We start from the raw sequence: 24,942 nt of genomic DNA, 5'->3' as shown, positions 1-24,942 counted from the left end.
TGATGTTGCCGGTTAAAGTCTCGATTGCAGATAGCGGTCACTGAAATAATGAGAGCTATCTGCAATCTCCTGACTTTCCCAGCTACATCCTTTGCGACTTTTTGAAAGGAAGTGCGCTTTTATGGAACAGGTAACTCAGGGATCGGTCCCAACTAAGAAAAAAACAAAATCATTTTCCTTAACACCTTATCTTTTCTTACTACCTTTTATTGTGATTTTTGCAATCTTTATGATTTACCCAATTTTAAATTCCTTGTATCTATCTTTTACTTCGGCGCAAGGAAACTCAATGGAATGGATTGGCTTGGAAAATTTCCAGCGGGTCTTAAGCGATGAGATTTTTTGGAAATCTATTGGGAATGTCTTTCTATTCTTAATCGTTCAAGTGCCAGTGATGATTATTTTAGGTTGTATTATTGCTAATGCGCTTAACTATCAGCATTTGAAGCTAAAAGGACTTTTTCGTTTCTTTATTTTTGCTCCAGTTTTAGTGGATATGGTTACATATTCGATTGTTTTCTCCATCATTTTCAATGAACGGTATGGGAGCTTTAATCAGATTTTGCAGGCCTTTGGTTTGGAGAATATTCCGTGGTTCACCGATCCTTTCTGGGCTAAAGTCTTGATTGTACTAGCCTTGACATGGCGTTGGACTGGCTATAACAGCATCATTATTTTGTCAGGAATGCAAAGTATTGATAACTCACTTTATGAGTCGGCGGATTTAGACGGCGCCAGTGCGTTTACCAAATTCACCAAGATCACGATTCCTTTGTTAAAACCGGTGATGCTTTTTTGCGTGATCACCTCCACCATTGGGACGATCAATCTCTATACCGAGCCGTCATTATTGACCCGCGGAGGACCAGTGAATGCCACTTATACACCAATCATGTATATCTATGATTATGGTTTTAATTCCTTTAATTTCGGTTTTGCATCAGCGGCGGTATATGTGTTGACCACCATTGTAGTCATCATCAGTGCGATTCAAATGTTTCTAACGAGGGATAAGGAGGAGGGGAAATGAAAAAAGCTTTAAAAGGAAAAACGTTACTAACTTATCTCGTCTTGTTGATTTTTTCGGTGGTCTCTATTTATCCCATCGTTTTTATGATGGTGGGTTCCACCAAGAGTACTAGTGAAATCTTTTCTGCCAGTTTGAGCTTATTGCCGGGGAATGAGTTTATCACTAACTTTACCAATTTGGTGAATAATTCCTATGTTTTTAATGCCTTGAAAAATAGTTTGTTCATCTCGATTGTGGCGACCGTTTTGACGGTTTATATCAGTGCTTTGGCAGGGTATTCCTTTGCGAAGTTTTCATTCAAATTTAAAAACCTTCTGTTGATGATTTTGATTATCCTGATGACGTTACCTGGACAGGTGACATTGATTCCTTTGTTTAATTTAATTAATTCCATTGGGATGGAAAATACGCCATGGGCAATTATTTTGCCTGGAGTTGCCAGTGCTATGGGGGTTTTCTTAATGAAACAAAATATGGCCTCCATTCCAGATGAGCTGATCGAATCAGCCAAAATGGATGGGGCCAAGGAAATGACAATTTTTCATCGGGTTATTTTACCGCTATGTAAACCCACAATCGCTTCTTTATCGGTCATCACTTTTATGGGCCAGTGGGGCAATTATTTGTGGCCATTGATTATCTTAAAAGACGAGAAGAGCATGACCTTGCCAGTAATCCTTTCTAATATGAAAGGGGCTGGTCAGACGGTGGATTATGGGATGTTGATGACAGGAACACTGGTTTCCATCATTCCGATGTTTCTAGTCTTTATTTTCTTACAAAAATATATTATCACCGGTCTTTATAGCGGCTCTGTTAAGGGATAGCCCGCCCGATTGTGGTGTAGCGACCGCGGTATTGCTTTGGAGTTGTACCGATGATTTTCTTGAAATGTGTAATGAATTGACTGGTACTACTAAAGCCACAATGCATGGCAATCTCAGTCACCGATAAATCAGGACGTTGGATAATCATTTTTTTAGCCAATGAAATTCGGTAATTCAGGAGATACTGTTGAGGTGAGATATCCAAAAAAGAACGGTAGACCCGGTCTAAGTATTGCTGGGAGATATTGACGATATTCGCCAATTCTTTAATGGTAATCTTTTCCGAATAGTGCTCATGGATATAACGTCTAGTAGGCTGGATATATGTGCGGTAAGTGTAGGAGTCACTGTAGATATCGCAATTGAGAATATTTTTGAGGTCGCTAAAAAACTGTAGGACTTCTATGCCAATCTTGACATGGTTGATGAGGTCATACTGATTTGTTAAAAGGCGATACCAATTATCAATGTTGGTACGGCTCAAATCATTGATATCACTGTGGACCACTAGATAATGTTCAAAAGCTAAGATTTTTTTTATAGTGGGAATCAAATCACCACTAAATGAGAAAAAGCGAGTTTGCCAGTTTTGACCATGAAAGGGACCGTATGAATAAGGATAGTCAGCGTCGATAATGATACTGGCACCTTCATTCAAAATAAAATTCTCGTCGCCAATTTTTAGTAGGCCGGCCCCTGACAATGAAAAAAGAAATAAGACAGAAGGGAAACCATTGAGACGGATAATATCATGATCCTCCAGATACTCAGGACAGATAGATTCGATTCTAGCTGGGGCATAGCTGGCAACGTTGGTATTGTAATAGATTTCTTCCATATTTTTTCTCCATTACTATTGATTAAAGGACGTGCAATATGTTTGTTGAAAATATTTTACCATATCGAAGCAGAATAAACTACTATCGTAGTCAAGAACAAGCATTAAGATATGACGAGACCCAGTCACCTTGGCACAAATCTTTAAACGGGACCTGGCAGTTTCTCTTTTTAAATAGTCCTAGTGAGATACCTAGCGCCTTTTACGAAGGACGCTATCAAGAACTTTCTTGGCAACAGATAGAAGTACCGGCCAATTGGGAAATGGTTGGTTTTGGCAAACCGATTTATACCAACTTTAATTATCCTTTTCCCCTGAATGTCCCTCATGTAATCGATGAAAATCCGACTGGGTTGTATTACCGTGAATTTACCTATGAGGAAGGACTCGGAAAACAGACTCTACGCTTTGACGGGGTAGAGTCAGTCTTTGAAGTCTGGATCAACGGTCGCTATTTAGGTAAGAGCCAAGGTAGCCGCTTAATGAGCGAATTTGATATCACAAGATCTCTGCAAGTCGGTGAAAATCAGATTGCTATGAAAGTCTCAAAATGGTCCGTTGGCAGTTATTTGGAAGATCAGGATATGTGGTGGCTGGCGGGAATTCCCCGTGATGTCACGATTTTGGAAGAGGCTGATTTGTTTGATGTCAAAGTCACGCCAAACCAGAAAAAAGGAACTTGGGGAATCGATGTTGCATTAACTGATATAGAGCAGGATTATCCACTGGCTTATCAAATCTTTTTTGATGGCACAGAAGTGCTGGTTGGTAGCTTTGACCGGTGCTCAGTTAATCATGTTACAATCAATCAACCAAAACTTTGGTCTGATGAAGTCCCTAATTTATACACGCTAGTAATAAAAGTTGCTGATGAGGTTTATACGGCAGTCCGTTTTGGTCTGCGAAGTGTCGCATTAATCGACAATCGAATCTGCTTAAATGGTGAGCTAATCTTATTCAATGGTGTCAATCGTCATGAGTTCAGTCCAGAAAATGGTCGGGCTATGACCAGAAATGAAATCTACCAAGAATTAATTGCAATCAAAAAGTTCCATATCAATGCCATTCGGACTTCTCACTATCCAGATATCCCGTATTTCTACGATCTTTGTGACGAACTAGGCTTCTTGGTGATTGACGAGTGCGATATCGAAACCCATGGTTTTTCCGAAAAAGATTGTCCAGCAGTTGATCCTTTTTGGCGCTCAGAATTTATTCGCCGAGGGCAGCGCTTGGTCCATCGTGATTTTAATCATCCATCTGTCATCATCTGGTCTTTAGGAAATGAAAGCTGGTTTGGGGACAATTTTGTCGCCATGGCTGATGCGATGCGGGCCATCGATCCACAGCGATTGTTACATTACGAAGGGGATCGACAAGTTACCGTTACCGATTTTTATAGTACGATGTATACCAGTATAGACGACCTTAAAAAACGAGCGGTTCAAAATAAAACCCAACCATCTCATGTCTTGTGCGAATATGGTCATGCTATGGGGAATGGCCCTGGCAGTTTACTGGAGTACCAAGAAGTCTTTGAGAATTTTCCGAGTGTTCAGGGGGGCTTTATATGGGAATGGAAAGACCATGGGATCAAGGTAATTGAAGATGGTCAGACGATTTATAAATATGGAGGTCAGTTTGAGGAAACGGTCCATGATGGTGATTTTATTATTGATGGGCTAGTCTTGCCAGATGGCATGCCATCACCTGGGGTGCTAGAATTTGCAAAGGTTATTCAACCAATTAAATTTTACTTGGCAGGAACACAGTTAGTTATCGATAACCGCTATAAATTCCGTAGTTTGAAAAACTTCACCTTGCATTGGCAGACTGTCGACGAAACCGGTACTACCACGCCGTTACAAACGTTAGCTTTGCCGGACGTTGAACCCCAAAGTTTGCAATTAGTTACCTTACCACTTATAGCTGACAGCCAGGGCTATCTAAATGTCTCCTTGATCTGTAACCAAGCAGATGGCGTCTTTTCTGCCGGTAGTATCTTTGTCCAGGATCAGTTAGTATTGCAAAAGTTTGAAACAGTAACAAAGACTCTTCAAAAATCAGAGAATGACAGTCAGTTGATTTTCACGACTGAGGATTTTGAAGTGGTCATCAATAAACAGACGGGCAATATCAGCCAGTTCTCAAAAGAAGGCCAAGCGCTTTTACAGAGAGAAATGAACCTGTCATTAGGTCGCAAACGTATTAGCAACGATATGTTTGTACAACCACAATGGGATAAAGCTTACCTTAATGAACTTTATAGCTATTGTGACAGCATACAGATGACTGCAGAGAAAGATTGTGCTTTTGTGATTATCAAACAAACACTGACACCACCGGTGGTGGGCTGGTCTCTCAAACTTCAGCAAAAAATTCAGATTGACGGCAGTGGTTGTCATATTGACTACAAAGGATGGTTTGCTGGCGATTATCCATCAGAGGTTCCTCGGATTGGTTGGGAGTTACCATTAAAAGCCCAAGTTACAGAGGTTTCTTGGTTGGGGAATGGTCCAGGAGAGTCTTATCCTGACAGTCAACAGGCTGTATATTTTGGTAACTATCAGCTTAAAGGTGAAGAGTGGGCCTTCTCTTATATCGTACCTCAGGATGCTGGCAATCGTACCAATGTCAAAGAAGTTAAAGTTGCTTTAAAGGACCAGTCAACCCTTAAGATTGAGGGAAGTGGTTTCAACTTCAACGTAATCCCTTATGATGCCACTGTCAATGGTCGCTACAAAGAGCTGGTTAACTTACCTGAGTTGGGTCAAGTCCTACGAGTGGATACCAAGGTTCGCGGACTAGGTAGTAATGCCTGTGGTCAAGAGCCACAAGAACGATATAAGGCCCATAGTGAAGATTTCAAGGGGACTTTTAAACTTAGCTAAATTAGCTAAAAGAGTGTGGGAAAAATTTTATGAGTCTTGCCCGCCTTCTTTTGTTAAAATGGCAGTAAGCAGTGGTAATCAGCTACATTATTTTATTTATGTGAAGGAGCAGGCATGATGAAGAAAGAGGATATTTTAGCCCACTTAGGGGATGATTATGGAAAATTCATGGGGGCGGTGATCCCACCCATCTTCCAATCAACTTTATTTGTTCAGCCCACGGATTCAAATGATGTGACCACCGATGAATATATCTATTCTCGTATCAGCAATCCAACAGTGGCCGTGGTGGAAGAAAAGATGGCTGCCTTGGAGCATGGGGAACAGGCTCTGTGTTTTGCCACAGGCATGGCAGCAATCTCAGCTGGAATCATGAGCTGTCTCGGTGAAAAGGCCCATGTCATCTGTATCGAAACGGCCTATGGTCCAACCCGAGCTTTCTTAGGAGACTATTTGAAAAAATTCGGCGTAATGACGACTTTTTTAACGGGAAATTCACTAGAAGAGCTTGAGGCGGCAATCTTACCAGATACCTGTTTGATCTACTTGGAAAGTCCTTCATCGTATGTTTATCGGCTACAAGATCTAAGAGAAATCGCGACCATTGCCCAAAAGCATCAAATCTATACCATGATCGATAATACTTATGCAACTCCTTTGCAGCAAAATCCCATTGATTTTGGCATTGATCTTGTTGCTCATACCGCTTCCAAATATCTGGGAGGTCATAGCGATGTTATGGGTGGCGTCTTGGTGGGTAGCAAAGAGTTGCTGACTCCAATGATTGAGGGAGAAAGAGCCTTGTTTGGTGCGTCGATGGATCCCCATCAAGCCTGGTTGGTTCTGCGGGGAATGCGAACTTTGCAGCTACGGATTGAAAAGCATCAGGAAAATGCCCTGAAAGTTGCCCAATTTTTGGAGAATCACGCCATAGTGGAACAGGTCTTTTATCCAGGTTTGGCCAGTCACCCTGACCATGAGTTAGCAAAGAAACAGATGAGTGGCTTCAATGGTTTGGTTAGCTTGATTGTCAAAGGATCCCAACAGCAGCAAATGGTCTTTTTAAATGCACTTCAGAATTTTCAATACGGAGTTAGTTGGGGCGGATTTGAAAGCTTGATTGCTAATGCGACGGTGGGAAAAGAACTGCCGGGGGTACCTCAAGGACTCTTTCGCTTACACGTTGGCTTGGAAAATCTAGAAACCTTATTGAGTGATTTGGATCAAGCCTTAAAGAAAGCGGCGATAGTCACAGATTGATAAACAAATAATCACTAATTTTTATAAATTGCTAAGCTGATTATGCGGACTTGTTTTTTTTGAGGCTATAAGTTAGATGATGTTGTTTTAGTTAAATCAATTAAGGGAAGTACTTCGGCATTTACCTTTTTTCGTTATTAAATAATTTCTGGGTATTCTATTCAGTTACAATATCTATAATTACAGCTAAAAATATTGAAGAAGTGAAAGAGTATGTCCGGACATTAAAATCCTTACTTGAAAAAGTCTACAACGAAGTGAAGCAAGATAGAAAAATAAAGTTGAGTAAATACTATGGAATGGCAACACTCTTTTTGACAAAAATTATAAGGTGTTGTGAATCCCTTGGTGTTATGGCTCCGATTGCCTTTGACAATGAGCCTCTTCGGACCTGAGTCTCTCCGGCAGAAGCAGAATTATCCGATTACGCTGCCTTCCCAGAGGTATCAGATCCGAGCTCATTGTCAAGGATGTGCTCCGCCAATCTCTGTTGGCGAAATTGAATCGGTGTCTCATAGCCTAATGTGCCATGCAATCGCAGATAGTTCCACCAATGCACATAATCAAATAATTCTAGGCGCAGTTGTGCCAATGTCTCAAATTGGTATTGCTGCACAAATTCTACCTTCACCGATTTTTACGTTGATTCCGCAACGCCATTATCATACGGACAACCCTTTTTACTCAGCGAGCGCGTGATATCAAACCCTTCCAGAATCTCGTCAATGGCTTGGTTATCAAATTCCTTCCCACGATCGGTGTGAAACAGGTTGACCTTCGTCAAAGGATAAGGAATCCGCCTAAAGGCTTCTTTTACCAATGCGGCATCTTTCTTCTCCCCGCACGAATAACCAATAATCTTTCGATTAAATAAATCAAGAATCAAACAGATATAATGCCAGTTTTTCCCTACACGAACATAGGTAAGGTCTGTGACAATCGCTTCTAATGGCTTTTCTTGTGTAAATGTCCGATCCAATACATTGGCTGTTTGCGCTTCATTACAAGTCGTCGGATGAGGATGAAACTGAGCGAGCGTATAAGTGGAGATTAACCCGCGTTGTTTCATAATCCGCCCGATTCTGCGTCGACTGATTCTATAGCCGCGATTGGCTAAGCATTCCTTCAGTTTTCGTGTACCATAGGCCTTTCGGTTATGGATAAATTCCTCTTGTACGATTGCTTCTAACTCGGCTTCATTTTCGATTGGTCGTGCTTGATAATAGTAGGTTTGACGAGAAATCTGTAAGATTTTACACATCGCTGATATCGAGTACTTATGCTTATTGGCATCGATTACTTGTCTTTTCGTCCGAATATCAGCGCCGCTTGCTTTAAAATATCGTTCTCCATTTCAAGTTGCTTGTTTTTCTTCCGGAGTACGATTAGTTCAGCTTGTTCTGGCGTCAAGTTGTCTTTTTCTTTGAACGAGCCTGTTGACTGTGCTTGTTTGACCCATTTACCAAAGACAGAAGGCGTGAGGTCATAGTCTCGGATGATTTCGGTACGTGATTTGCCTGAAAGGTAGAGAGCGACTACTTGTTGTTTGAATTCTTTTGAATAAGTTCTTCGTTGACGTCTTGACATGAAAAATCCTCCAATGTGTTTTTTATTATTCTACACACCTTATTTTTTCTGTCTAGTCTAGTGTAGCCGATTCAGTTGGGATAAAAATGGCTATTCATCCCGATGATCCTCCCTACTCAATCTTTAAGTTGCCACGCATAGTAAAAAATCGCGATGATTTAGATTGGATTTGTAATATTGTGGATAGTCCTTCAAATGGAATCACACTTTGCACTGGATCAATTGGCGAGGATCCAGCTAATAACGTATATGAAATTTTAGCAGAATTTTGTAAACGTGATAGAATCCCTTTTGCTCATGTTAGAAATATTAAATATTTAGGTAATGATAAAGATTTCTATGAAGCGCCACACTTATCAACAGAAGGTTCCTTAGATATGTATGAAGTTTTGCATGCAATGTATCAAAATGGCTTTAATGGGTACATTAGACCAGATCATGGGCGAATGATTTGGGGAGAAACCGGACGACCTGGTTAGCCATCTTGCATGTCGCAAATAGTAACTGTGTGTTTCTCTCGTCAAAGAAAAAGGGTGATAGTATGATGACAAAAAGAAATGGAATAATTGTGTTGTTTACTGCTTTTACAATGGTACTCGGTTTAGCTACCAATAGTCCTGTATCTTATGCTGAGGAGAATGGTAACAGTCTTAATGCGGTCGATGAAAATCGATTTTCTGAATTAGTGGAAGGATTTCACGAGAATGATTTTATACGGGCAGGCGAATATGTAGAAGCGTTACCTAATTTTTCAGAGTTATCGCTAGAGGAATTGGATGCGTTAGTCGCAAATTACATGATTTCAAATTTGCTCCGATTGAGGTCAACATATCTTCCACCAACAGCATATGGTGGATTGAATGCTAAGGAAGTAGCCCTGGCTAAAAATCATCCTTTTGAAGCTACACAATTTTATGGATCTTCACAAGTGGCTATAAATTATACAAAAACAAAGTTTGGTAGAAATGGGTTTCAAGATGCCTCTGATGCATTTCGACATGCTATGTGGAATGGAAATTTGACCCAACGTATAGGTGCAAGTCGTGCTAAAGTTTGGACAGATGCTCACGAAGCCTATTCGTCGGGGATTGATAAACAGATGGATCTACACAATAATCAACTAGGTAGGACAATAGGAAAGAATTATGGTTCGACTAATCCTGGAATTAACGTTAAAAATATGGCCGACAAAATTTATAGTGAAATCAAGGCAGGAAAAGGAAAAGTTATTAAAAATAATAAACTAGTTAGTTCAAAATTCTAGATTAAAGGGGCTGAAGTATGAAAAAAAGAGTATGGATCTTTGCTTCAGTGATTGTTGTCGTAATTGCAGGTGCTTCGTATTTTTATTTTAGCAGACCTCAATTAGAGATAGCCAAAAGTCAAGAGGTTCAAAATGTAGTTGTTGAACCGGGAGGTAAGAAATTATCACAGCAAGACGCTGAAAGCATCTTAAAAAAGATCAGGGAAGCTAAGAAGACTTTTTCATCAAGTAATACAGATCAGCCAAGTGTAAATAAATACTACACACTTAAAATTCTCGATACCAAGGATAGTGAGGACACGCTATATGTCTTCGAAGAAAATGGAAAAGTCTATATCGAGCGACCATACGACGGTATTTATCGTAGTAATAGTGAACTAATGACAAGAATTGAACAAATTGTAGACAATTAAGTATTAGAATATGGGGCAGAGTCAGCGATAGCGTAAAATATTTTGTGTAAATAGAAAAAAGGAAGTCCCTTCTGTAGAATAGAGTTACCACAACACATTCACAGAAAAGAGGACTTCCATATGAACGATTTTACTACAGAAATTCTAAAGACTCTAGCGAACAAAGGCGATTTGAATGAATTATTCCGTGTCCATTTGGAAAAAGCTGTCAATACGCTTCTCAAAACGGAGTTAACGGCTTTCCTCGATTACGAAAAGTACGATCGCATTGGTTTTAACACGGGTAATTCTCGTAACGGCTCCTATGACCGTACGGTCAAGACCGAGTACGGGGAACTTCATCTCCAGATCCCGCGCGACCGCAACGGCGAGTTCAAGCAACAGACTGTTCCTGCTTATAGACGGACGAATGATACGTTAGAGGAGACCGTCATTCACCTCTTCCGAAAAGGTATTACCATGTCGGAAATCGCAGACTTGATTGAGAAAATGTATGGGCATCACTACACGCCCCAAACCATGTCCAATATGACTAAATCATTTACGGAAGAAGTCACTTCATTTAAGGAACGTGAGCTTCATGACCGTTATGCCGCTATTTATATGGACGCAACCTATATCCCTTTAAAGCGGAAAACCGTCGCCAAGGAAGCCATTCATATCGCAGTTGGCATTCGCCCGGACGGTTCAAAGGAAGTGTTGAGCTATGCGATTGCACCAATTGAATCTATCACGATTTGGGAAGAGATTTTAATAGACCTCCAGGAACGTGGCGTGAAAAACGTCCTCCTTTTCATCGCGGATGGCTTAAAAGGCATGAAAGATACGATTCACCAGATTTATCCTAAAGCTAAATACCAACATTGCTGTGTTCACGTTTCCCGTAATATTGCTCATAAAGTACGTGTCAAAGATCGAAAAGAAATCTGTGATGATTTTAAGGCTGTTTATCAAGCTAGCTCAAAGGAAGAGGCAAATACCTTTTTAGGGAGTATGATTGAGAAGTGGCAGAAAACTTATCCTAAAGTGACGCAGTCACTGATAAAAAATCAAGATTTATTGACTTTTTATGAGTTTCCGCCTGGTATCCGCCGAAGCATTTACTCAACTAATTTAATCGAATCTTTCAATAAACAAATCAAGAAATACAGCCGCAGAAAAGAGCAGTTTCAAAATGAAGAATCACTAGAGCGTTTCCTAGTATCCATCTTTGATACATACAATCAAAAATTCTTAAATAGAAGCCATAAAGGCTTCCAACAAGTGACGGATACATTAGCTTCAATGTTTACTGAGTAACCCATTATTTTGCAGAAGGACGAGTTATTTACACAAAATTATTGACGCTCCCGGTTGGTACAACAAGAATTGCAGTAGCATAGTCACCATTGATGAAACTACTTAATGATTAAATTGAGCAATTTCTCAAATAGCACAAACTGCTCTTCATAAAACGAAAAGCAGTTCATAATGTATTTAGATATTTCATTGTGCTATTGACCAGAAACACACTATTTAAGGTACCTTTCTCTTTTCGCTGAGATTCACCAACTTCAATTGCACAAAAAAGCGTGAGCACAAGGCTCACACTTTTTCTAGTTGACTATCCTAAAAATTCGAAAACATCTTTACGATCATACAATTTCAAGATTTTTTCAAATAAGATTTGACCTACGAAAGCAGCTACGATTGGTACAACAAACCAGCTGATTAATAGTAGAATAATACTCAAACCGGCGTCCAATGAAGCCAACGGACCTACCAACCCTACCAAACCGAAACCAGCAGAAGCAGGAGTCCCTGAGACTGAGAATAACGCTACTGGAATTGCTGAGATGATAGCGGTGAATAGACATGGCACCAAGATAATTGGTTTCCTAAACAAGTTTGGCATCATCATTTTCATAGCACCCAATGCGATGGCCAAAGTAACCCCTGGTTTGTTGACTTTCCAAGAGTTAACTACCAAGACAACTGTTGTTGCGGCAACACCCATAGCGGCTGCACCAGCAGAAACACCGTTCAATTGAATTGCCATACCAATGGCAACTGTAGAGATCGGCGAGATAATCAAGAAAGCAAAGGAACATGCAATCAAGATTGACATCAAAATTGGTTGCAAAGTAGTAAAGGTATTAATTAAGTCACCGATAGCGGCAGTAATCTTGGTTACGTAAGGATATAAATAATAGCCGATTAGACCAGCGCCGATACCAACAACGATTGGTGTTGCAACAATTGCCACGGACCCAAATTTTTCGCCGATCAACAAGATCATGCCGACAGCGATTGATGCAGTAATCATGGTATTGATGATGTCTCCGGTACCAGCACCGATATAAGTAGCTGTGTCAGGATTGAATTTCACAACACCGGAGCCAACGAAAGCTGCACCGGCAACTACTAACATTTGCATTGGTTTGAAGCCAAACTGCACCGCAATCAAAGCGCCAATCAATAGTGGAGTAGCTAGTTGGAAAATAACTGCCATTTGTGTGATCGTTACTGCTAAGGTATTTTCACCAAATAATTTCAAAATTGCTGCCAATACCGCGTTAGGAATCAACCCTACGATGATCCCCGTTGCGGTACCCGCTAATACTTTATTTAAAAATATTTTTGGAGTTAATTTTTCTTCCATTTTCTCGTCCTCTTTCTAATGATTACTATTTCGCTCCTAGAATTTCTTCTTTACTATGAACCAGTTGCGTTAAGAAATCACAGTAAGGAGTTACTACGCCATATTTTTTACCTTTACGAGAAATGGCTCCGTTGATGTAGTCAATCTCGGTCAAACGGTTATTTTTTATCAAGTCTTGGTGCATCGATGGGAAATGCATACCAATCGTAGTCGGGTCAAAACAAGTTTCTACATGTTCGATTACTTCGGGAATGTCTAAGTTGACGTTTTCTTTGGCAGCAACAGCTGCAAATTCGTTAACAATAGTCACTACCATGTCATGAGCAGGTTTGGTTGCACCAAGCCCCGCCATATTGACGTCTAAAATCGTGCATAAGCCATTCATCGTACCATTGACACAAGCTTTACGATAAATTGAATAATGAATGTTGTCGGAATATTTGGCATTTAAACCAGACGCGGACAAAGTTTCCGCCAATTTTTTCGCTGATTCTTCTTGGCCAATACCTAGATTTTGCAATTCAACAGACCCGCTGCCAAATAATTTAGCCTTGCCGGGACCTTCTAGACCAGCAGTCCACATGGTGTTGCCGATAAAGATTTTTTCCATCGGTACGAATTTTTCGATTACGTCTTCATGACCGATACCGTTTAAAAGACACAAAACTTCTGTGTGATCAGCAATTAATGGTTTAACATCCTGCAGCATTTTTTCCAACTGCATTGCCTTCGTGAATAAGATAATCAAATCAAATTGCTCACCAGTGGGCACCTCATTCTGATTAACAATTGGGACTTTAACAGTAATTTCTTCGCCATTATAATTAGCCTTCAATCCGTTTTCTTTGATGGCATTGATATGCTCCTGCCAGCCGTCGATTAGCAAAACATCGTTACCACCTTGTTTCAACATCAGTCCGAACCGGGAACCCATCGCGCCGGCCCCTGCAATTGCAATTTTCATAAATAAAAGCCTCCAAACTTAATTTATAATAAGTGAACATTTTCACATTTCTCATTATAGAGTTTTCATTCGGAAACTTCAAGTGTCAAAACAATGATGAAATCATTTAGTTCTTATAAATTAGACAAGAGAAAATAAATATTCCATATCTACTTTATTGGATCCATAACATGACTAAATTCTGAATACTTTTTAAAGCTTATCATTTGGTAAAACAGAATATAAGTTAATTATATAGACTGAAAATTTTGAATTTTCAGAATAGAATAACTTAAAAGTACTGACAAAATTTTTTAAAGGGGCAATATTAATGTTCTGAGATAATCAAATCTTACCGAAAATATCAAAAGTCCAATGTGACACAATCGGATTCTGTCACATTCGTTAAAACCGCTCCATCCTTAGAGGCTCTAAGAGGAAATCACTTTTCTTTTAGAGCCTTTTTTCTATAGCTTGTTTAAATGTGACTTATTATCTGTTATAATCATATTAAGTAACATTTGAGAGGGGACTAAAAATGAAGAGCGTGGAACCGATTCGCGACAAAAAAAAGATCGATGCCATGAAGGCAATTTTGGCTTCCGGAAAATATGGGCAACGAAATTTGGTGCTTTTTTCGATCGGGATCAATACAGCGTATCGAATCTCCGATTTAAGGCAGTTGAAATTAAGTGATGTGTTAGAAATTTCCCGTGGGCGGGTGATTGTCAAAGAACGTCTGGCCATGAAGGAACAAAAAACGGCCAAACATAATTCGGTCTTCATTTCAAACAAATTACGAAAAGTGATTCTCGATTATGTCCAATCAGAATTTCCTGAGCAGCTGCAAGTACATGACTTCAGCAAATATTTGTTTCCAAGTCGAAAAGGAGCAGATACGCCTTTGACCCGACAAAGCCTTTGGCGGATCATTCATGAAGCAGGAACAGCGGTTGGGTTGAAAGAAATTGGTCCCCATTCGATGCGCAAGACCTTCGGCTATTTTTTGTACAAGCAAGGGACCAAAACAGAGATCATTCAGTCGCTGCTCAACCATTCTTCGCAGCGGGAGACCTTACGCTATATTGGGATCACCCAGGAAGATAAAGATACCGCAGTAAAGAGTTTGGATCTATGACAGAATAATGCCCTATATAATAGAAGAAAAAATTCAAGAGGTGAGAAGATGAACGAAGAAAAGCGTCCGAAATTTCCTGATAAATACCACTTATCTCGCAAAGAGTCTGTGTATTTATTGAAGAAAAACATTGTGGAACTGGTTTATAATGCGGGAAAATTTGAAGGGTTAAATACAACGCTATTACAAACAGAAGAGATTATAAAGTATAATCGAGCTAATAATGTGGCTGTAAATGATGTCCTGACCGTCGTTAACTTAAAAAGAGGCTTTGAAATGCTGTTAAACGACGTACAAGAGCCCCTGCTAGAGACTAGTAAGCGGATTAATCGGATCGTTGCAGCGGAAGATGCCCTTTTTCCTGGTGAAATAAGAACCGGCGGAGTTGAAGTATCGACTATTCAAGGAAGATATGTGCCACCAATGTTAACTGAAGATGAGGTAAAGAATCAATATGACGAAATAATGAATCAAGAGATATCAGAGACAGAAAAGGCATTGCGACTGTTTCTATTCATTTCGAAAAATCAAATATTTTGGGATGGCAATAAGCGAACAGCATTGTTAACTGCTAATAAAATCATGTTTAGCCACGGCTTGGGATTGTTATCCGTTCCTGAAAGGGTATTTGCAAAATTTAATGAACTGCTATCTATGTATTATAATAGCAACCAATCTAGTGATGAATCAAAAATTTTATCATTTATGTATGAAGAATGTATTTATGGTATTCGTTATTTATAGTAAACAATAGAACAGTTACTGAATTACAATAAGCCAATATAAAGGAGAGTATGTAATGTCATTAATGTCAATAAATTATTTTGGATATGCTATATATAATGTAACTGTGGAAGAATCAATAGTAAACTTGTTACGATTTGAGATATCAAAAATGGATAAGAATGCCACTACTACAATTAATATAGATCCTAAATATAATAATTTAATATCGTTTGAAGTAACTGTTGAATCTAGAAACCCTGAGGATGAATATGATAAAATCGTTGATATTATATCTGAAACCAATGCTATCATTATACATTTAGGTAGTGTAGAAGAAAGTTATTCTACTGGTGAACGATGTTACATGGGAATTCAGACTCTGACACCAGCTAATGATTTGAATGATTATATCGTAACTTGCATTGACGACTTTTTTTCTGAATACCAGTAAATTAAAGAAACGAATTTCATGTTATAGCATAACGTTTAAAATGGGTAAAAAAATTAGGCACTAATTTGTTTGAACTAAGAATTATTTGAAAAGCAACAATGCCAGGTATGCTGATTTTCTTTCTTTGGATCAATCAATCATACAAGATCAACTTAAGCTAGACAAAGTAGATTCGTCTAGGTAACTCAAAAACATTTCTAGTGGCGTCTGGTAATCTAAGGATTTCCGCGGAATCTTGTTTAGCTGGTTCGCAACTGAAGAGATAAAGGCTTGGTCCACTTGATTGAAGTCCATTTCTTTCGGCAACCCGTCTTTTCGCAGCAAGCCATTGGAGTTCTCATTCAGTGCCCGCTGTGAAGGCGTTCCGGGATCGGCGAAATAGATTGCGATGTCATGTTGGTTACATAACGCTTTCCAATTAGAGAATTCTTTTCCACAATCAAACGTAATGGATTTGAATAAATGCCTGGGAATCGCTTCAAACCACTTGTTCATCGTATGCTCGATGTCACTTGCCTTCCGCCCATCGGGCTTCAAGGTGATAATGACTTTGGAGAGGCGTTCGACCAATGTAATGACGGCACTCTTGTGGTGAACGCCCACAATGGTATCGCCTTCGATATGGCCAAATTCTTCCTTGAATGCCGGATAATCGGTCTCCCTTTCAGCGATATTCCGCTTGAAGGCCTGTTTTCCCCGACGTTCCTGATGGCCGGTTGGTTTTCTGTTTCCCTTCACGGGCAAGGTTGTTTCATCAAACATCTTTTCCTTGAAGCGACGATAAAGCGTCCGCATGGAACAAGCAATCGGCATTTCTTTCCGACCGATGATGACATCGGGCGTCCATCCCTGTGCGACTTTTTCAGTGATGTAGACCTGTTGTTCCACGGGCAGGACAACCTTGCGCCTTCCGCAACGCTGCTTGTTTTGCTTGTATTGTTGGTAATATTCCAAGGCCGTATGGCCTTCTTTCAAAAAGTTGATGACATTGTAAATCGTCATTCTGGAACGTTTTAACCGGCCGGATATTGTCGTAACTGCGATGTTTTGATGGTAATAAGCTTCTATCATCACCAGTTCATCCGTGTTAAGATGGGTGTAGGTCATTCGTGATCACTCCTATGTATTCTTTGGCGGAATTACATTTTGAGTGTACCACGAATGGCTTATTTATTTGTCTAGCTTAATTTTACAATCGACGATGGAAAAAATCATATGTGAGAGTGTAAAATATTTTGTGTAAATAGAAAAAAGGAAGTCCCTTCTGTAGAATAGAGTTACCACAACACATTCACAGAAAAGAGGACTTCCATATGAACGATTTTACTACAAAAATTCTAAAGACTCTAGCGAACAAAGGCGATTTGAATGAATTATTCCGTGTCCATTTGGAAAAAGCTGTCAATACGCTTCTCAAAACGGAGTTAACGGCTTTCCTCGATTACGAAAAGTACCATCGCATTGGTTTTAAGACGGGTAATTCTCGTAAAGGCTCCTATGACCGTACGGTCAAGACCGAGTACGGGGAACTTCATCTCCAGATTCCGCGCGACCGCAACGCGAGTTCAAGCAACAGACTGTTCTTGCTTATAGACGGACGAATGATACCTTAGAGGAGACCGTCATTCACCTCTTCCGAAAAGGTATTACCATGTCGGAAATCGCAGACTTGATTGAGAAAATGTATGGGCATCACTACACGCCCCAAACCATGTCCAATATGACTAAATCATTTACGGAAGAAGTCACTTCATTTAAGGAACGTGAGCTTCATGACCGTTATGCCGCTATTTATATGGACGCAACCTATATCCCTTTAAAGCGGAAAACCGTCGCCAAGGAAGCCATTCATATCGCAGTTGGCATTCGCCCGGACGGTTCAAAGGAAGTGTTGAGCTATGCGATTGCACCAACTGAATCTATCACGATTTGGGAAGAGATTTTAATAGACCTCCAGGAACGTGGCGTGAAAAACGTCCTCCTTTTCATCACGGATGGCTTAAAGGGGATGGCAGGGGCCGTGCAGCGGTTCTACCCCAAAGCCCGTTTTCAACATTGCTGTGTGCACGTTTCCCGTAATATCAGTCACAAAGTGCGTGTCGATGATCGTAAGGAAGTCTGTGATGATTTTAAAATGGTGTATCAAGCGTCATCTAAAAAGGCGGCATTGGAAGAACGTGGTGCTTTTGCGGAAAAATGGAAAATCAGCTATCCAAAAATGGTGGAATCGATTCTTTCGAACGATTACCTGCTCACTTTCTATGATTTCCCATTAGCCATACGCAAGAGTATTTACTCTACGAACTTGATTGAATCCTTTAATAAGCAAATCAAGAAATACAGCCACCGCAAGGAACAGTTCCAAAATGAAGAGTCGATGGAACGTTTCTTAGTCTCGTCTTTTGATACTTACAACCAAAAATTCCTAGGTCGCAGTCATAAAGGTTTCCAACAGGCCGAAGGCGAGCTCGAACAAATGCTGAGTCACCCGATGGAGAATTAGAAACAATCTGCAGTAGGGAAGAACCATTTACACAAAATTATTGACGCTCCCTCATATGTAATTGTTTCATATGTATCTGAATGGTTCTAAAGATAACTATGTAGAAATATAAACAAATTAACGATCTAGTTTAAGTTATGTCAAGCAACGTTAGTCTCCTCTCACGTGGTTTATTAGCAAGAATAAGTTTTTTTCTTTTTCTAAAAGGGAGTATGCTAAAATAAGAGGGTATATAGCAATTTAAATAAAAGATAGGAGTGTATCTTTTTGGGTGCAGAATTAAATCAAAAATTATTTAGTGCGGCAGATAATCTCCGTAGTAAAATGGATGCGTCAGAATATAAAAATTATTTATTGGGGCTGATTTTCTATAAATATTTATCCGACCGATTGTTGGAACAAGTGGTTCTTTTAGCAGATGAATCCTTAGAGGAATATGATACGGTAAGCAAACAAACGATGTTGTATCGTGAATTACTTTCAGATGAAGAATCAAAAGAAGACCTGATTGCCACAATCGTTGATATTTTGGGGTATGCGATTGCGCCAGAGTATCTTTTCAACGTCTTAGCGGATCAAGCAAAACAAGCAACGTTCCAATTGAACGATCTAAATAAAGCCTTTGTGCAATTGGCATCTACCTACAATCAATTTAATGGGTTATTTGATGATGTGGATCTCCAATCAAAAAAACTAGGAACAGATGAGCAACAACGAAACGTGACGATTACCGAAGTCATTAAGAAATTGAATGATGTGGAAGTTTTAGGTCACGATGGGGACGTGATCGGGGATGCGTATGAATTTCTGATCAGTCAATTTGCTTCAGAAGCAGGGAAGAAAGCCGGAGAATTTTACACGCCTCATATGGTTTCTGATATGATGGCACAAATTGTGACGTTGGACCAAAAAGAACGACGATTCTTTAGTGTTTTTGATCCAACGATGGGTTCAGGTTCATTGATGTTAAACGTACGTAACTACTTAACTCACCAAGATAACGTTAAATATCATGGGCAAGAATTAAATACAACGACATACAATCTAGCAAAAATGAACTTGATTTTACATGGGGTAGATGCCGAAGAAATGAATCTCCGCAATGGGGATACGTTGAATAAGGACTGGCCAACAGATGAACCTTACACATTTGATGCAGTAGTAATGAATCCACCTTATTCGGCTAACTGGTCAGCAGATGCGACCTTCTTAGATGATTCTCGATTTAATCGTTATGGGAAATTAGCGCCAAAATCCAAAGCAGATTTTGCGTTTCTTCTTCATGGTTTCTATCATTTGAAGGAAACAGGGACCATGGCCATCGTCTTGCCACACGGAGTTTTATTCCGTGGCGCTGCAGAAGGGGGCATTCGTCAAAAATTATTAGAAGATGGCAGTATTTACGCCGTGATTGGTATGCCTGCGAACTTGTTCTTTGGTACGTCGATTCCAACGACGGTGATTGTATTGAAAAAGAACCGCCAAACTCGAGATGTATTATTCATTGACGCTAGTCGAGAATTTGTCAAAGGAAAAAATCAGAATAAATTATCGGAAGAAAACATTCAAAAAATCCTCGAAACCTACGCTGAAAGAAAAGATGTCGAGAAATACGCTCATTTGGCAACCTTTGATGAAATCAAAGAAAATGACTATAACTTAAATATCCCACGCTATGTAGATACGTTTGAAGAAGAAGAACCAATTGATATGGTTCATGTCGGAAATGACATCAAGAAGATACGACAAGAACAGCAAGTGCTAGAAAAAGAACTTTTAGAAGCTATCTCTTCCCTGCAAACAACACCTGAAAATGAAGCGTGGTTGCAAGGTGCGCTGGAGGTGTTCAAACATGAGCAATGATACACGACCAGAAATTCGTTTCCCAGGATTTGCGGATGATTGGGAACTGCGTAAGTTAGGGGATATGTTATCGGAACGTAAAATTAGATCTAAAATTAGTAAAGAAATTCCTCTACTTGCATTTGCAGCTGGTCAAGGTGTAATAGACCGGAGTGAGCGCAAAACAAATAATCGAGATTTTTTAACAAAAGACGCTAATACAAAAATGTATCTATTAACTAAATATAATGATATTGTGTATAATCCCTCTAATTTAAAATATGGAGCAATTGATAGAAATAAGTATGGATTAGGCGTCATTTCACCAATTTATGTAACTTTTGAAACGAACCAAGTACCAGCGTTCATAGAACTAATTGTAACTAGTTATAGCTTCAAACAAAGAGCTTTGCAATATGAGGAAGGTACTGTAACAAAAAGACAGTCAGTCAAACCAGAAAACTTACTGGCTTTAGACGTTTCAATTTCTAAAACTTTAGATGAACAACAAAAAATCGGTGCTTTCTTTAAACAACTCGACAATACTATCACCCTTCATCAACGTAAGCTAGATTTGCTGAAGGAAACGAAAAAAGGATTCTTACAAAAAATGTTCCCTAAAAACGGAGCAAAAGTACCAGAAATTCGGTTTCCTGGATTTACGAAAGATTGGGAAGAGCGGAAGTTAGGTTCAATTTATGATTTTAGTAAAGGTAAGGGGTTACCTTTAAATAGTTTTACTTATTCTAAGGATGATCCAGCTATTGCTTACGGACATCTTTACACAAAATATTCAGAAGTAATTAGTGAAGTATATCTAAGTTCTGATGATGACGGGGTGTTATCAAAAGATAATGATTTGCTATTTCCAGGAAGTTCTACGGTTCCTAATGGTACGGCACAAGCCAATGCGATTATGTTAAATAACGTTAAGCTTGGTGGAGATATAATAATTGCCAGACCCAAACAGGACACTCGTGTTTTATCTATTTTTATGAGTTATCAAATTAATTCACAAAGACAAAAATTATTCCCTATCACTGTTGGTACAACTATCACTCATATGTATGGGAAAGATCTTTCTAAGGTTAAATTCTTTATAACAAACTATTCAGAACAACAAAAAATTGGTTCCTTCTTCAAGCAGCTAGATGACACGATTGCCCTTCACCAGCATGAATTAGATTTACTAAAAGAAACGAAAAAAGGCTTCTTGCAAAAGATGTTTGTTTAGGGAGGGAAGAAAAATGAAAATTAGTCATCGTGAGGAAGCGGAAGTCGAAGAACAGTTGATTCGTGTACTTGGAGAAGGGCATAATCAGTGGACGTATCGTCCGGATCTAAAATCAGAAGAAGATCTTTGGGTCAATTTACGCCAAAAAATTATCTCAAATAATCAAGCAGAACTGAATGATTCTTCTTTGACTGATAAAGAATTTGAAACGATCAAAACCGAATTACTGCTGCGAACGAAAACCCCATTTGATGCTGCAAAATGGTTAAAAGGTGAAAATGGGATGGCTCGGATCACGATTGAACGGGAAGATCCGCAATTAGGTTCTGCCTCACTTATCCTTTATTCGAATCAAGATATTGGTGGAGGAATCTCTACCTATGAAGTGGTCCATCAAATTGCAAAACGTGGAAGTAACATAGAAGCGCGGGATCGACGTTTTGACGTCACCTTATTGATCAATGGCTTACCGATTATCCAAATCGAGTTGAAACAAGTAACTGCAAAAGATGGTTTTTATCAGGCGTTTAATCAAATCAAAAAATATGCTGAAGAAGGCATGTTTCGGAACAATATCTTTTCGACCTTACAGTTGTTTGTGGTTTCTAATGAACAAACGACCCGTTATTTTGCAAATGCCTTACCGAAGGATTTGCATCCTAAGTTTTTATTTAGTTGGCGAACGAAAGATAATAAAAAGGTAGAAAACTTATATGAGTTTTGCAAACAAGTGCTAAATATTCCGGATGCTCATCGCTTGATTGCGGATTATACGATTGTCAGTGAAGATCAAGACAATAAAACCCTCATGGTGTTACATCCTTATCAAGTACATGCGATTCAAGCCTTGTTTATTGCCGCAAATAAACATCAATCAGGGTATGTGTGGCATGCGACTGGTTCAGGAAAGACGTTGACTAGTTTTGTATCTACTAAGCTTTTAGCGCGAAAATCGGGGATCGATCGAACGATCATGTTAGTGGACCGCAAAGATTTAGATAATCAGACCACCACAGAGTTTACGAAATTTGCTTCGGAATTTAATACGGGGATTTCTTCTGGGAACGCCAAAGCGAATAGCTTGATCGTGGGAACAGGAAGTGCCAAAGAATTAAGTGAAACCCTGTTGGCAGATGCCAATGCAAATGTTGTGATTATTACAACCCGTCAAAAGCTAGATGCGGCGTTGAAATATGCAAAGAAACAAGAAGAGAAAAAAGGAACCAATCGCTTCCAAAAATTAATGGGACAACATATCGTGTTTGTAGTAGATGAGTGTCATCGAGCGTTAAGTGCTGAAAATATGGAAGAAATCAAAAAAATGTTTCCGAAATCCACTTGGTTTGGCTTTACAGGTACGCCGATTTTTCCTGAGAATCGGAAACAAGCCAAAGGGCAATTGGCACGTACAACCTATGATCAGTATGGAGAAGTCTTGCACACCTATACCATCAAGAATGCACTAGAAGATGGCTCTGTCTTAGGATTTCAAGTAGAGCATGAAAACACCGTTGAGCCGACTTCATTAGAGAATAAAATCTATCGGAAATTAAAAGAAGTAGAAACATATGCAGAGTATTCATCAGAACAGATCAATCGTATGATCGATCAAATGGAGCCTGTCAAAAAAGAAAGTTATTTGGACCCTGCTGTTTTTGAAGCAGATGAACATATCCAAAAAGTCATTCATAAAATGTTCCGTCCAGATAATGCCTATACAAAATTTGATTTTCGAAATGGCCGTCCAACGAAATCTGCAATCTTAACCACGAGTTCCATTGACATGGCCAAAAAGTATTATCGGGCCATCAAAGAAATGACAAAAGAGCCTGAATGGTTAACAAAAGAGTTTCCCGATCAGCCCATTCGTGAAGGTCGAACGATGGAGGATCCTGATTTCCCAAGGATCGCTATTACCTATTCATTGGAAGAAAATAGCCGAGATTCAAGTGCCCAACAAGAAGAAATGCAAAAAATTATTGAGGAATATAATCAGTATTATGATACTGCCTGGTCATTAGCAGACATTGAGCGTTATAACGGAGACATCAATAATCGTTTGGCACGAAAAAGAGCGGAATTCAAACAATTTGGGAAACAAATCGATTTAGTGATCGTAGTGGATCGTCTATTGACAGGTTTTGATGCCCCTACGATTCAAACCCTATTTGTGGATCGTAATCTAGAGTATGCAGGATTGATCCAAGCTTTTTCACGTACGAACCGTACGTATCCAGAAAAAACAAAAGGACTAATTGTTACTTTCCGAAAGCCAGCGACAATGGAGAAGAATGTCGAGGATGCGACAAAACTGTATTCAGAAGCTAAAGAAGAATCGGGCTTGATTTATCCAAGTTATCAGGAATCCAAAAAAAGATTCAAACAAGCATATGGTAAGTTAAAAGAGGTTTCATCCATGGAATCTATTGATGAACATACGCCTCTTGAAACTCGTATCGAATATGTCAAAGCATTCCAAGAATTGAATCGTGCTTATGAATCGTTAGTGACTTATGACGATTACAATGATGACATGGTGCAATCTTCAACTTTGAATAATCAAATTCAACTTTTGGAAGAACAAATTGGTGTGTACGAGACCGTGAAGGGTTCATTAATAGAGGAAGAACCAGAAAAAGAGGGAGAAGATTTTTCAACGATCGAATTTTATAGTGAAAATACCACTAAGTTGTATGATATTGATTCAACTTATATTGATCAATTACTAGGAACTTATGCTGCGAATAGTTCAGATGCACGAGAAGAAATCGAAAAAGCTTTGGCTAAATTGAATAAAACAGAAGGAGTCAAAGAAGTTTACCGACAAATTTTAAATGCATTTGATGTGGGGACTTTAGATAGTAATGAAGATATCTTTGTCATTAAACGTCGCTATTTTACACAAGCAAGTGATAATTTGATTCATGCCTTTTCCAATGAGTGGTTTGTTTCTGAGAAAGAATTACATGCTTCTAATCTGCAATATATGCCAGGTGAAGATCCAATTCCTAATATGAAAGCAATTATCAACAGTAAGGATTACGAAGGATATAAAGCCAAACATCCAGAAGCGAAACCATTTAAATACCCACAAGAAATGAAGCGAGCATGGCGTAAAATGTTAGATGATGAGTTGATTCCACTTGAAAATGAATTGAGGTAAACGAGAAGAGTTAAGAAAATTGTACGATTCAAAGATAGTAGTAAAGTGGAAGTGTAGAAAATAGGGATAGATGTCTTTTTACTTGTTCACATTTTATAACGGAGTATTTAAGAAAGCTATTGAATAATGATTCTTCCATCTTTTTCATTCATTTACCGGTTCTGTTGCAGAGTTTTAAATAAAGAATAAAA

Annotated in this window: 17 protein-coding genes and 3 pseudogenes; 15 read left to right on the top strand and 5 right to left on the bottom strand. The window is 39.2% G+C overall.

Annotated elements, in window-relative coordinates:
- Nucleotides 1–121: 121 nt before the first annotated feature.
- Nucleotides 122–1,030 (top strand): carbohydrate ABC transporter permease, encoded by a 909-nt coding sequence (locus BAU16_RS02095; protein WP_161526344.1) that lies wholly within the window; start codon nt 122–124, stop codon nt 1,028–1,030.
- Nucleotides 1,027–1,857: a carbohydrate ABC transporter permease gene (locus BAU16_RS02090; RefSeq protein WP_161526343.1), complete on the top strand. Its 831-nt coding sequence runs from the start codon at nt 1,027–1,029 to the stop codon at nt 1,855–1,857. Before BAU16_RS02095 ends, BAU16_RS02090 begins: the two co-directional genes overlap by 4 nt.
- Here the strand turns inward: BAU16_RS02090 and BAU16_RS02085 are convergent.
- Nucleotides 1,847–2,695, bottom strand: coding sequence for a helix-turn-helix transcriptional regulator (locus BAU16_RS02085; protein ID WP_161526342.1), 849 nt, complete (start codon nt 2,693–2,695; stop codon nt 1,847–1,849). The two genes, BAU16_RS02090 and BAU16_RS02085, sit on opposite strands and share 11 nt — an antisense overlap.
- A 38-nt stretch (nt 2,696–2,733) precedes the next feature.
- Here BAU16_RS02085 and BAU16_RS02080 point away from each other — a divergent pair, with 38 nt between their 5' ends.
- Both BAU16_RS02080 and BAU16_RS02075 read left to right on the top strand, forming a co-directional pair.
- Entirely contained in the window at nt 2,734–5,586 is a 2,853-nt protein-coding gene (locus BAU16_RS02080) for a glycoside hydrolase family 2 TIM barrel-domain containing protein (protein ID WP_161526341.1), read from the top strand.
- Between the two features lie 117 nt (nt 5,587–5,703).
- Nucleotides 5,704–6,846, top strand: a complete 1,143-nt coding sequence (locus BAU16_RS02075) for a trans-sulfuration enzyme family protein (RefSeq protein ID WP_202621228.1) — start codon at nt 5,704–5,706, stop codon at nt 6,844–6,846.
- A gap of 424 nt (nt 6,847–7,270) precedes the next feature.
- Here the strand turns inward: BAU16_RS02075 and BAU16_RS02070 are convergent.
- Nucleotides 7,271–8,433 (bottom strand): annotated as a pseudogene (locus BAU16_RS02070) (IS3 family transposase).
- 68 nt (nt 8,434–8,501) lie between these two features.
- Here BAU16_RS02070 and BAU16_RS02065 point away from each other — a divergent pair.
- The 4 genes and pseudogenes from BAU16_RS02065 to BAU16_RS02050 form a co-directional block, all read left to right on the top strand.
- A pseudogene (locus BAU16_RS02065) lies at nt 8,502–8,909 on the top strand (mannonate dehydratase); the annotation flags it as partial.
- 68 nt (nt 8,910–8,977) lie between these two features.
- Nucleotides 8,978–9,697 (top strand): DUF6973 domain-containing protein, encoded by a 720-nt coding sequence (locus tag BAU16_RS13520; RefSeq protein WP_202621227.1) that lies wholly within the window; start codon nt 8,978–8,980, stop codon nt 9,695–9,697.
- 17 nt (nt 9,698–9,714) lie between these two features.
- Entirely contained in the window at nt 9,715–10,110 is a 396-nt protein-coding gene (locus tag BAU16_RS02055; RefSeq protein WP_096711211.1) for a DUF5301 domain-containing protein, read from the top strand.
- Nucleotides 10,111–10,230: 120 nt separating this feature from the next.
- Nucleotides 10,231–11,409, top strand: a complete 1,179-nt coding sequence (locus tag BAU16_RS02050) for an IS256 family transposase (protein WP_161526339.1) — start codon at nt 10,231–10,233, stop codon at nt 11,407–11,409.
- 304 nt (nt 11,410–11,713) lie between these two features.
- Here the strand turns inward: BAU16_RS02050 and BAU16_RS02045 are convergent, their stop codons facing one another.
- Together BAU16_RS02045 and BAU16_RS02040 are read right to left on the bottom strand one after the other, a co-directional pair.
- Nucleotides 11,714–12,751, bottom strand: coding sequence for a PTS sugar transporter subunit IIC (locus BAU16_RS02045; RefSeq protein ID WP_002355369.1), 1,038 nt, complete (start codon nt 12,749–12,751; stop codon nt 11,714–11,716).
- Nucleotides 12,752–12,776: 25 nt separating this feature from the next.
- Complete coding sequence (locus tag BAU16_RS02040; protein ID WP_002335374.1) at nt 12,777–13,715, bottom strand: 2-dehydropantoate 2-reductase; 939 nt, start codon at nt 13,713–13,715, stop codon at nt 12,777–12,779.
- Between the two features lie 517 nt (nt 13,716–14,232).
- Here BAU16_RS02040 and BAU16_RS02035 point away from each other — a divergent pair.
- Genes BAU16_RS02035 through BAU16_RS02025 form a run of 3 tightly spaced genes read left to right on the top strand, consistent with a single transcriptional unit; the run spans nt 14,233 to nt 16,009 of the window.
- Nucleotides 14,233–14,832 carry a tyrosine-type recombinase/integrase gene (locus BAU16_RS02035; RefSeq protein ID WP_070415749.1) on the top strand — a complete coding sequence of 200 codons (600 nt, stop codon included), beginning with the start codon at nt 14,233–14,235 and terminating at the stop codon, nt 14,830–14,832.
- 48 nt (nt 14,833–14,880) lie between these two features.
- Nucleotides 14,881–15,576: a Fic family protein gene (locus BAU16_RS02030; RefSeq protein WP_161526338.1), complete on the top strand. Its 696-nt coding sequence runs from the start codon at nt 14,881–14,883 to the stop codon at nt 15,574–15,576.
- A gap of 55 nt (nt 15,577–15,631) precedes the next feature.
- Nucleotides 15,632–16,009 (top strand): hypothetical protein, encoded by a 378-nt coding sequence (locus BAU16_RS02025; protein WP_161526337.1) that lies wholly within the window; start codon nt 15,632–15,634, stop codon nt 16,007–16,009.
- Between the two features lie 147 nt (nt 16,010–16,156).
- Here BAU16_RS02025 and BAU16_RS02020 read toward each other — a convergent pair whose 3' ends face one another.
- Nucleotides 16,157–17,116 carry an IS30 family transposase gene (locus tag BAU16_RS02020; RefSeq protein ID WP_161526336.1) on the bottom strand — a complete coding sequence of 320 codons (960 nt, stop codon included), beginning with the start codon at nt 17,114–17,116 and terminating at the stop codon, nt 16,157–16,159.
- Nucleotides 17,117–17,322: 206 nt separating this feature from the next.
- Between BAU16_RS02020 and BAU16_RS02015 the strand changes: the two are divergent.
- From BAU16_RS02015 to BAU16_RS02000, 4 genes and pseudogenes are all read left to right on the top strand, one after another.
- Nucleotides 17,323–18,512 (top strand): annotated as a pseudogene (locus tag BAU16_RS02015) (IS256 family transposase).
- Between the two features lie 267 nt (nt 18,513–18,779).
- Entirely contained in the window at nt 18,780–20,375 is a 1,596-nt protein-coding gene (locus tag BAU16_RS02010) for a type I restriction-modification system subunit M (protein WP_161526335.1), read from the top strand.
- Nucleotides 20,365–21,588: a restriction endonuclease subunit S gene (locus BAU16_RS02005; protein WP_161526334.1), complete on the top strand. Its 1,224-nt coding sequence runs from the start codon at nt 20,365–20,367 to the stop codon at nt 21,586–21,588. Before BAU16_RS02010 ends, BAU16_RS02005 begins: the two co-directional genes overlap by 11 nt.
- 13 nt (nt 21,589–21,601) lie before the next feature.
- Complete coding sequence (locus tag BAU16_RS02000; protein ID WP_161526333.1) at nt 21,602–24,751, top strand: type I restriction endonuclease subunit R; 3,150 nt, start codon at nt 21,602–21,604, stop codon at nt 24,749–24,751.
- Nucleotides 24,752–24,942 lie beyond the last annotated feature (191 nt).

The sequence above is a fragment of the Enterococcus sp. JM9B genome (genome assembly GCF_009933265.1).
Taxonomy (GTDB): Bacteria; Bacillota; Bacilli; order Lactobacillales; family Enterococcaceae; genus Enterococcus_C; species Enterococcus_C songbeiensis.
The sequence above is the reverse complement of the archived record's forward strand: the minus strand, read 5'-3'. Positions and strand labels throughout refer to the sequence as shown.

Coding starts and splice junctions, on each gene's coding strand:
- BAU16_RS02055 (WP_096711211.1), top strand. CDS start 9,715: ATGAAAAAAAGAGTATGGATCTTTGCTTCAGTGATTGTTGTCGTAATT.
- BAU16_RS02090 (WP_161526343.1), top strand. CDS start 1,027: ATGAAAAAAGCTTTAAAAGGAAAAACGTTACTAACTTATCTCGTCTTG.
- BAU16_RS02080 (WP_161526341.1), top strand. CDS start 2,734: ATGTTTGTTGAAAATATTTTACCATATCGAAGCAGAATAAACTACTAT.
- BAU16_RS02075 (WP_202621228.1), top strand. CDS start 5,704: ATGAAGAAAGAGGATATTTTAGCCCACTTAGGGGATGATTATGGAAAA.
- BAU16_RS02030 (WP_161526338.1), top strand. CDS start 14,881: ATGAACGAAGAAAAGCGTCCGAAATTTCCTGATAAATACCACTTATCT.
- BAU16_RS02095 (WP_161526344.1), top strand. CDS start 122: ATGGAACAGGTAACTCAGGGATCGGTCCCAACTAAGAAAAAAACAAAA.
- BAU16_RS02045 (WP_002355369.1), bottom strand. CDS start 12,751: ATGGAAGAAAAATTAACTCCAAAAATATTTTTAAATAAAGTATTAGCG.
- BAU16_RS02040 (WP_002335374.1), bottom strand. CDS start 13,715: ATGAAAATTGCAATTGCAGGGGCCGGCGCGATGGGTTCCCGGTTCGGA.
- BAU16_RS13520 (WP_202621227.1), top strand. CDS start 8,978: ATGACAAAAAGAAATGGAATAATTGTGTTGTTTACTGCTTTTACAATG.
- BAU16_RS02025 (WP_161526337.1), top strand. CDS start 15,632: ATGTCATTAATGTCAATAAATTATTTTGGATATGCTATATATAATGTA.
- BAU16_RS02035 (WP_070415749.1), top strand. CDS start 14,233: ATGAAGAGCGTGGAACCGATTCGCGACAAAAAAAAGATCGATGCCATG.
- BAU16_RS02085 (WP_161526342.1), bottom strand. CDS start 2,695: ATGGAAGAAATCTATTACAATACCAACGTTGCCAGCTATGCCCCAGCT.
- BAU16_RS02005 (WP_161526334.1), top strand. CDS start 20,365: ATGAGCAATGATACACGACCAGAAATTCGTTTCCCAGGATTTGCGGAT.
- BAU16_RS02050 (WP_161526339.1), top strand. CDS start 10,231: ATGAACGATTTTACTACAGAAATTCTAAAGACTCTAGCGAACAAAGGC.
- BAU16_RS02020 (WP_161526336.1), bottom strand. CDS start 17,116: ATGACCTACACCCATCTTAACACGGATGAACTGGTGATGATAGAAGCT.
- BAU16_RS02000 (WP_161526333.1), top strand. CDS start 21,602: ATGAAAATTAGTCATCGTGAGGAAGCGGAAGTCGAAGAACAGTTGATT.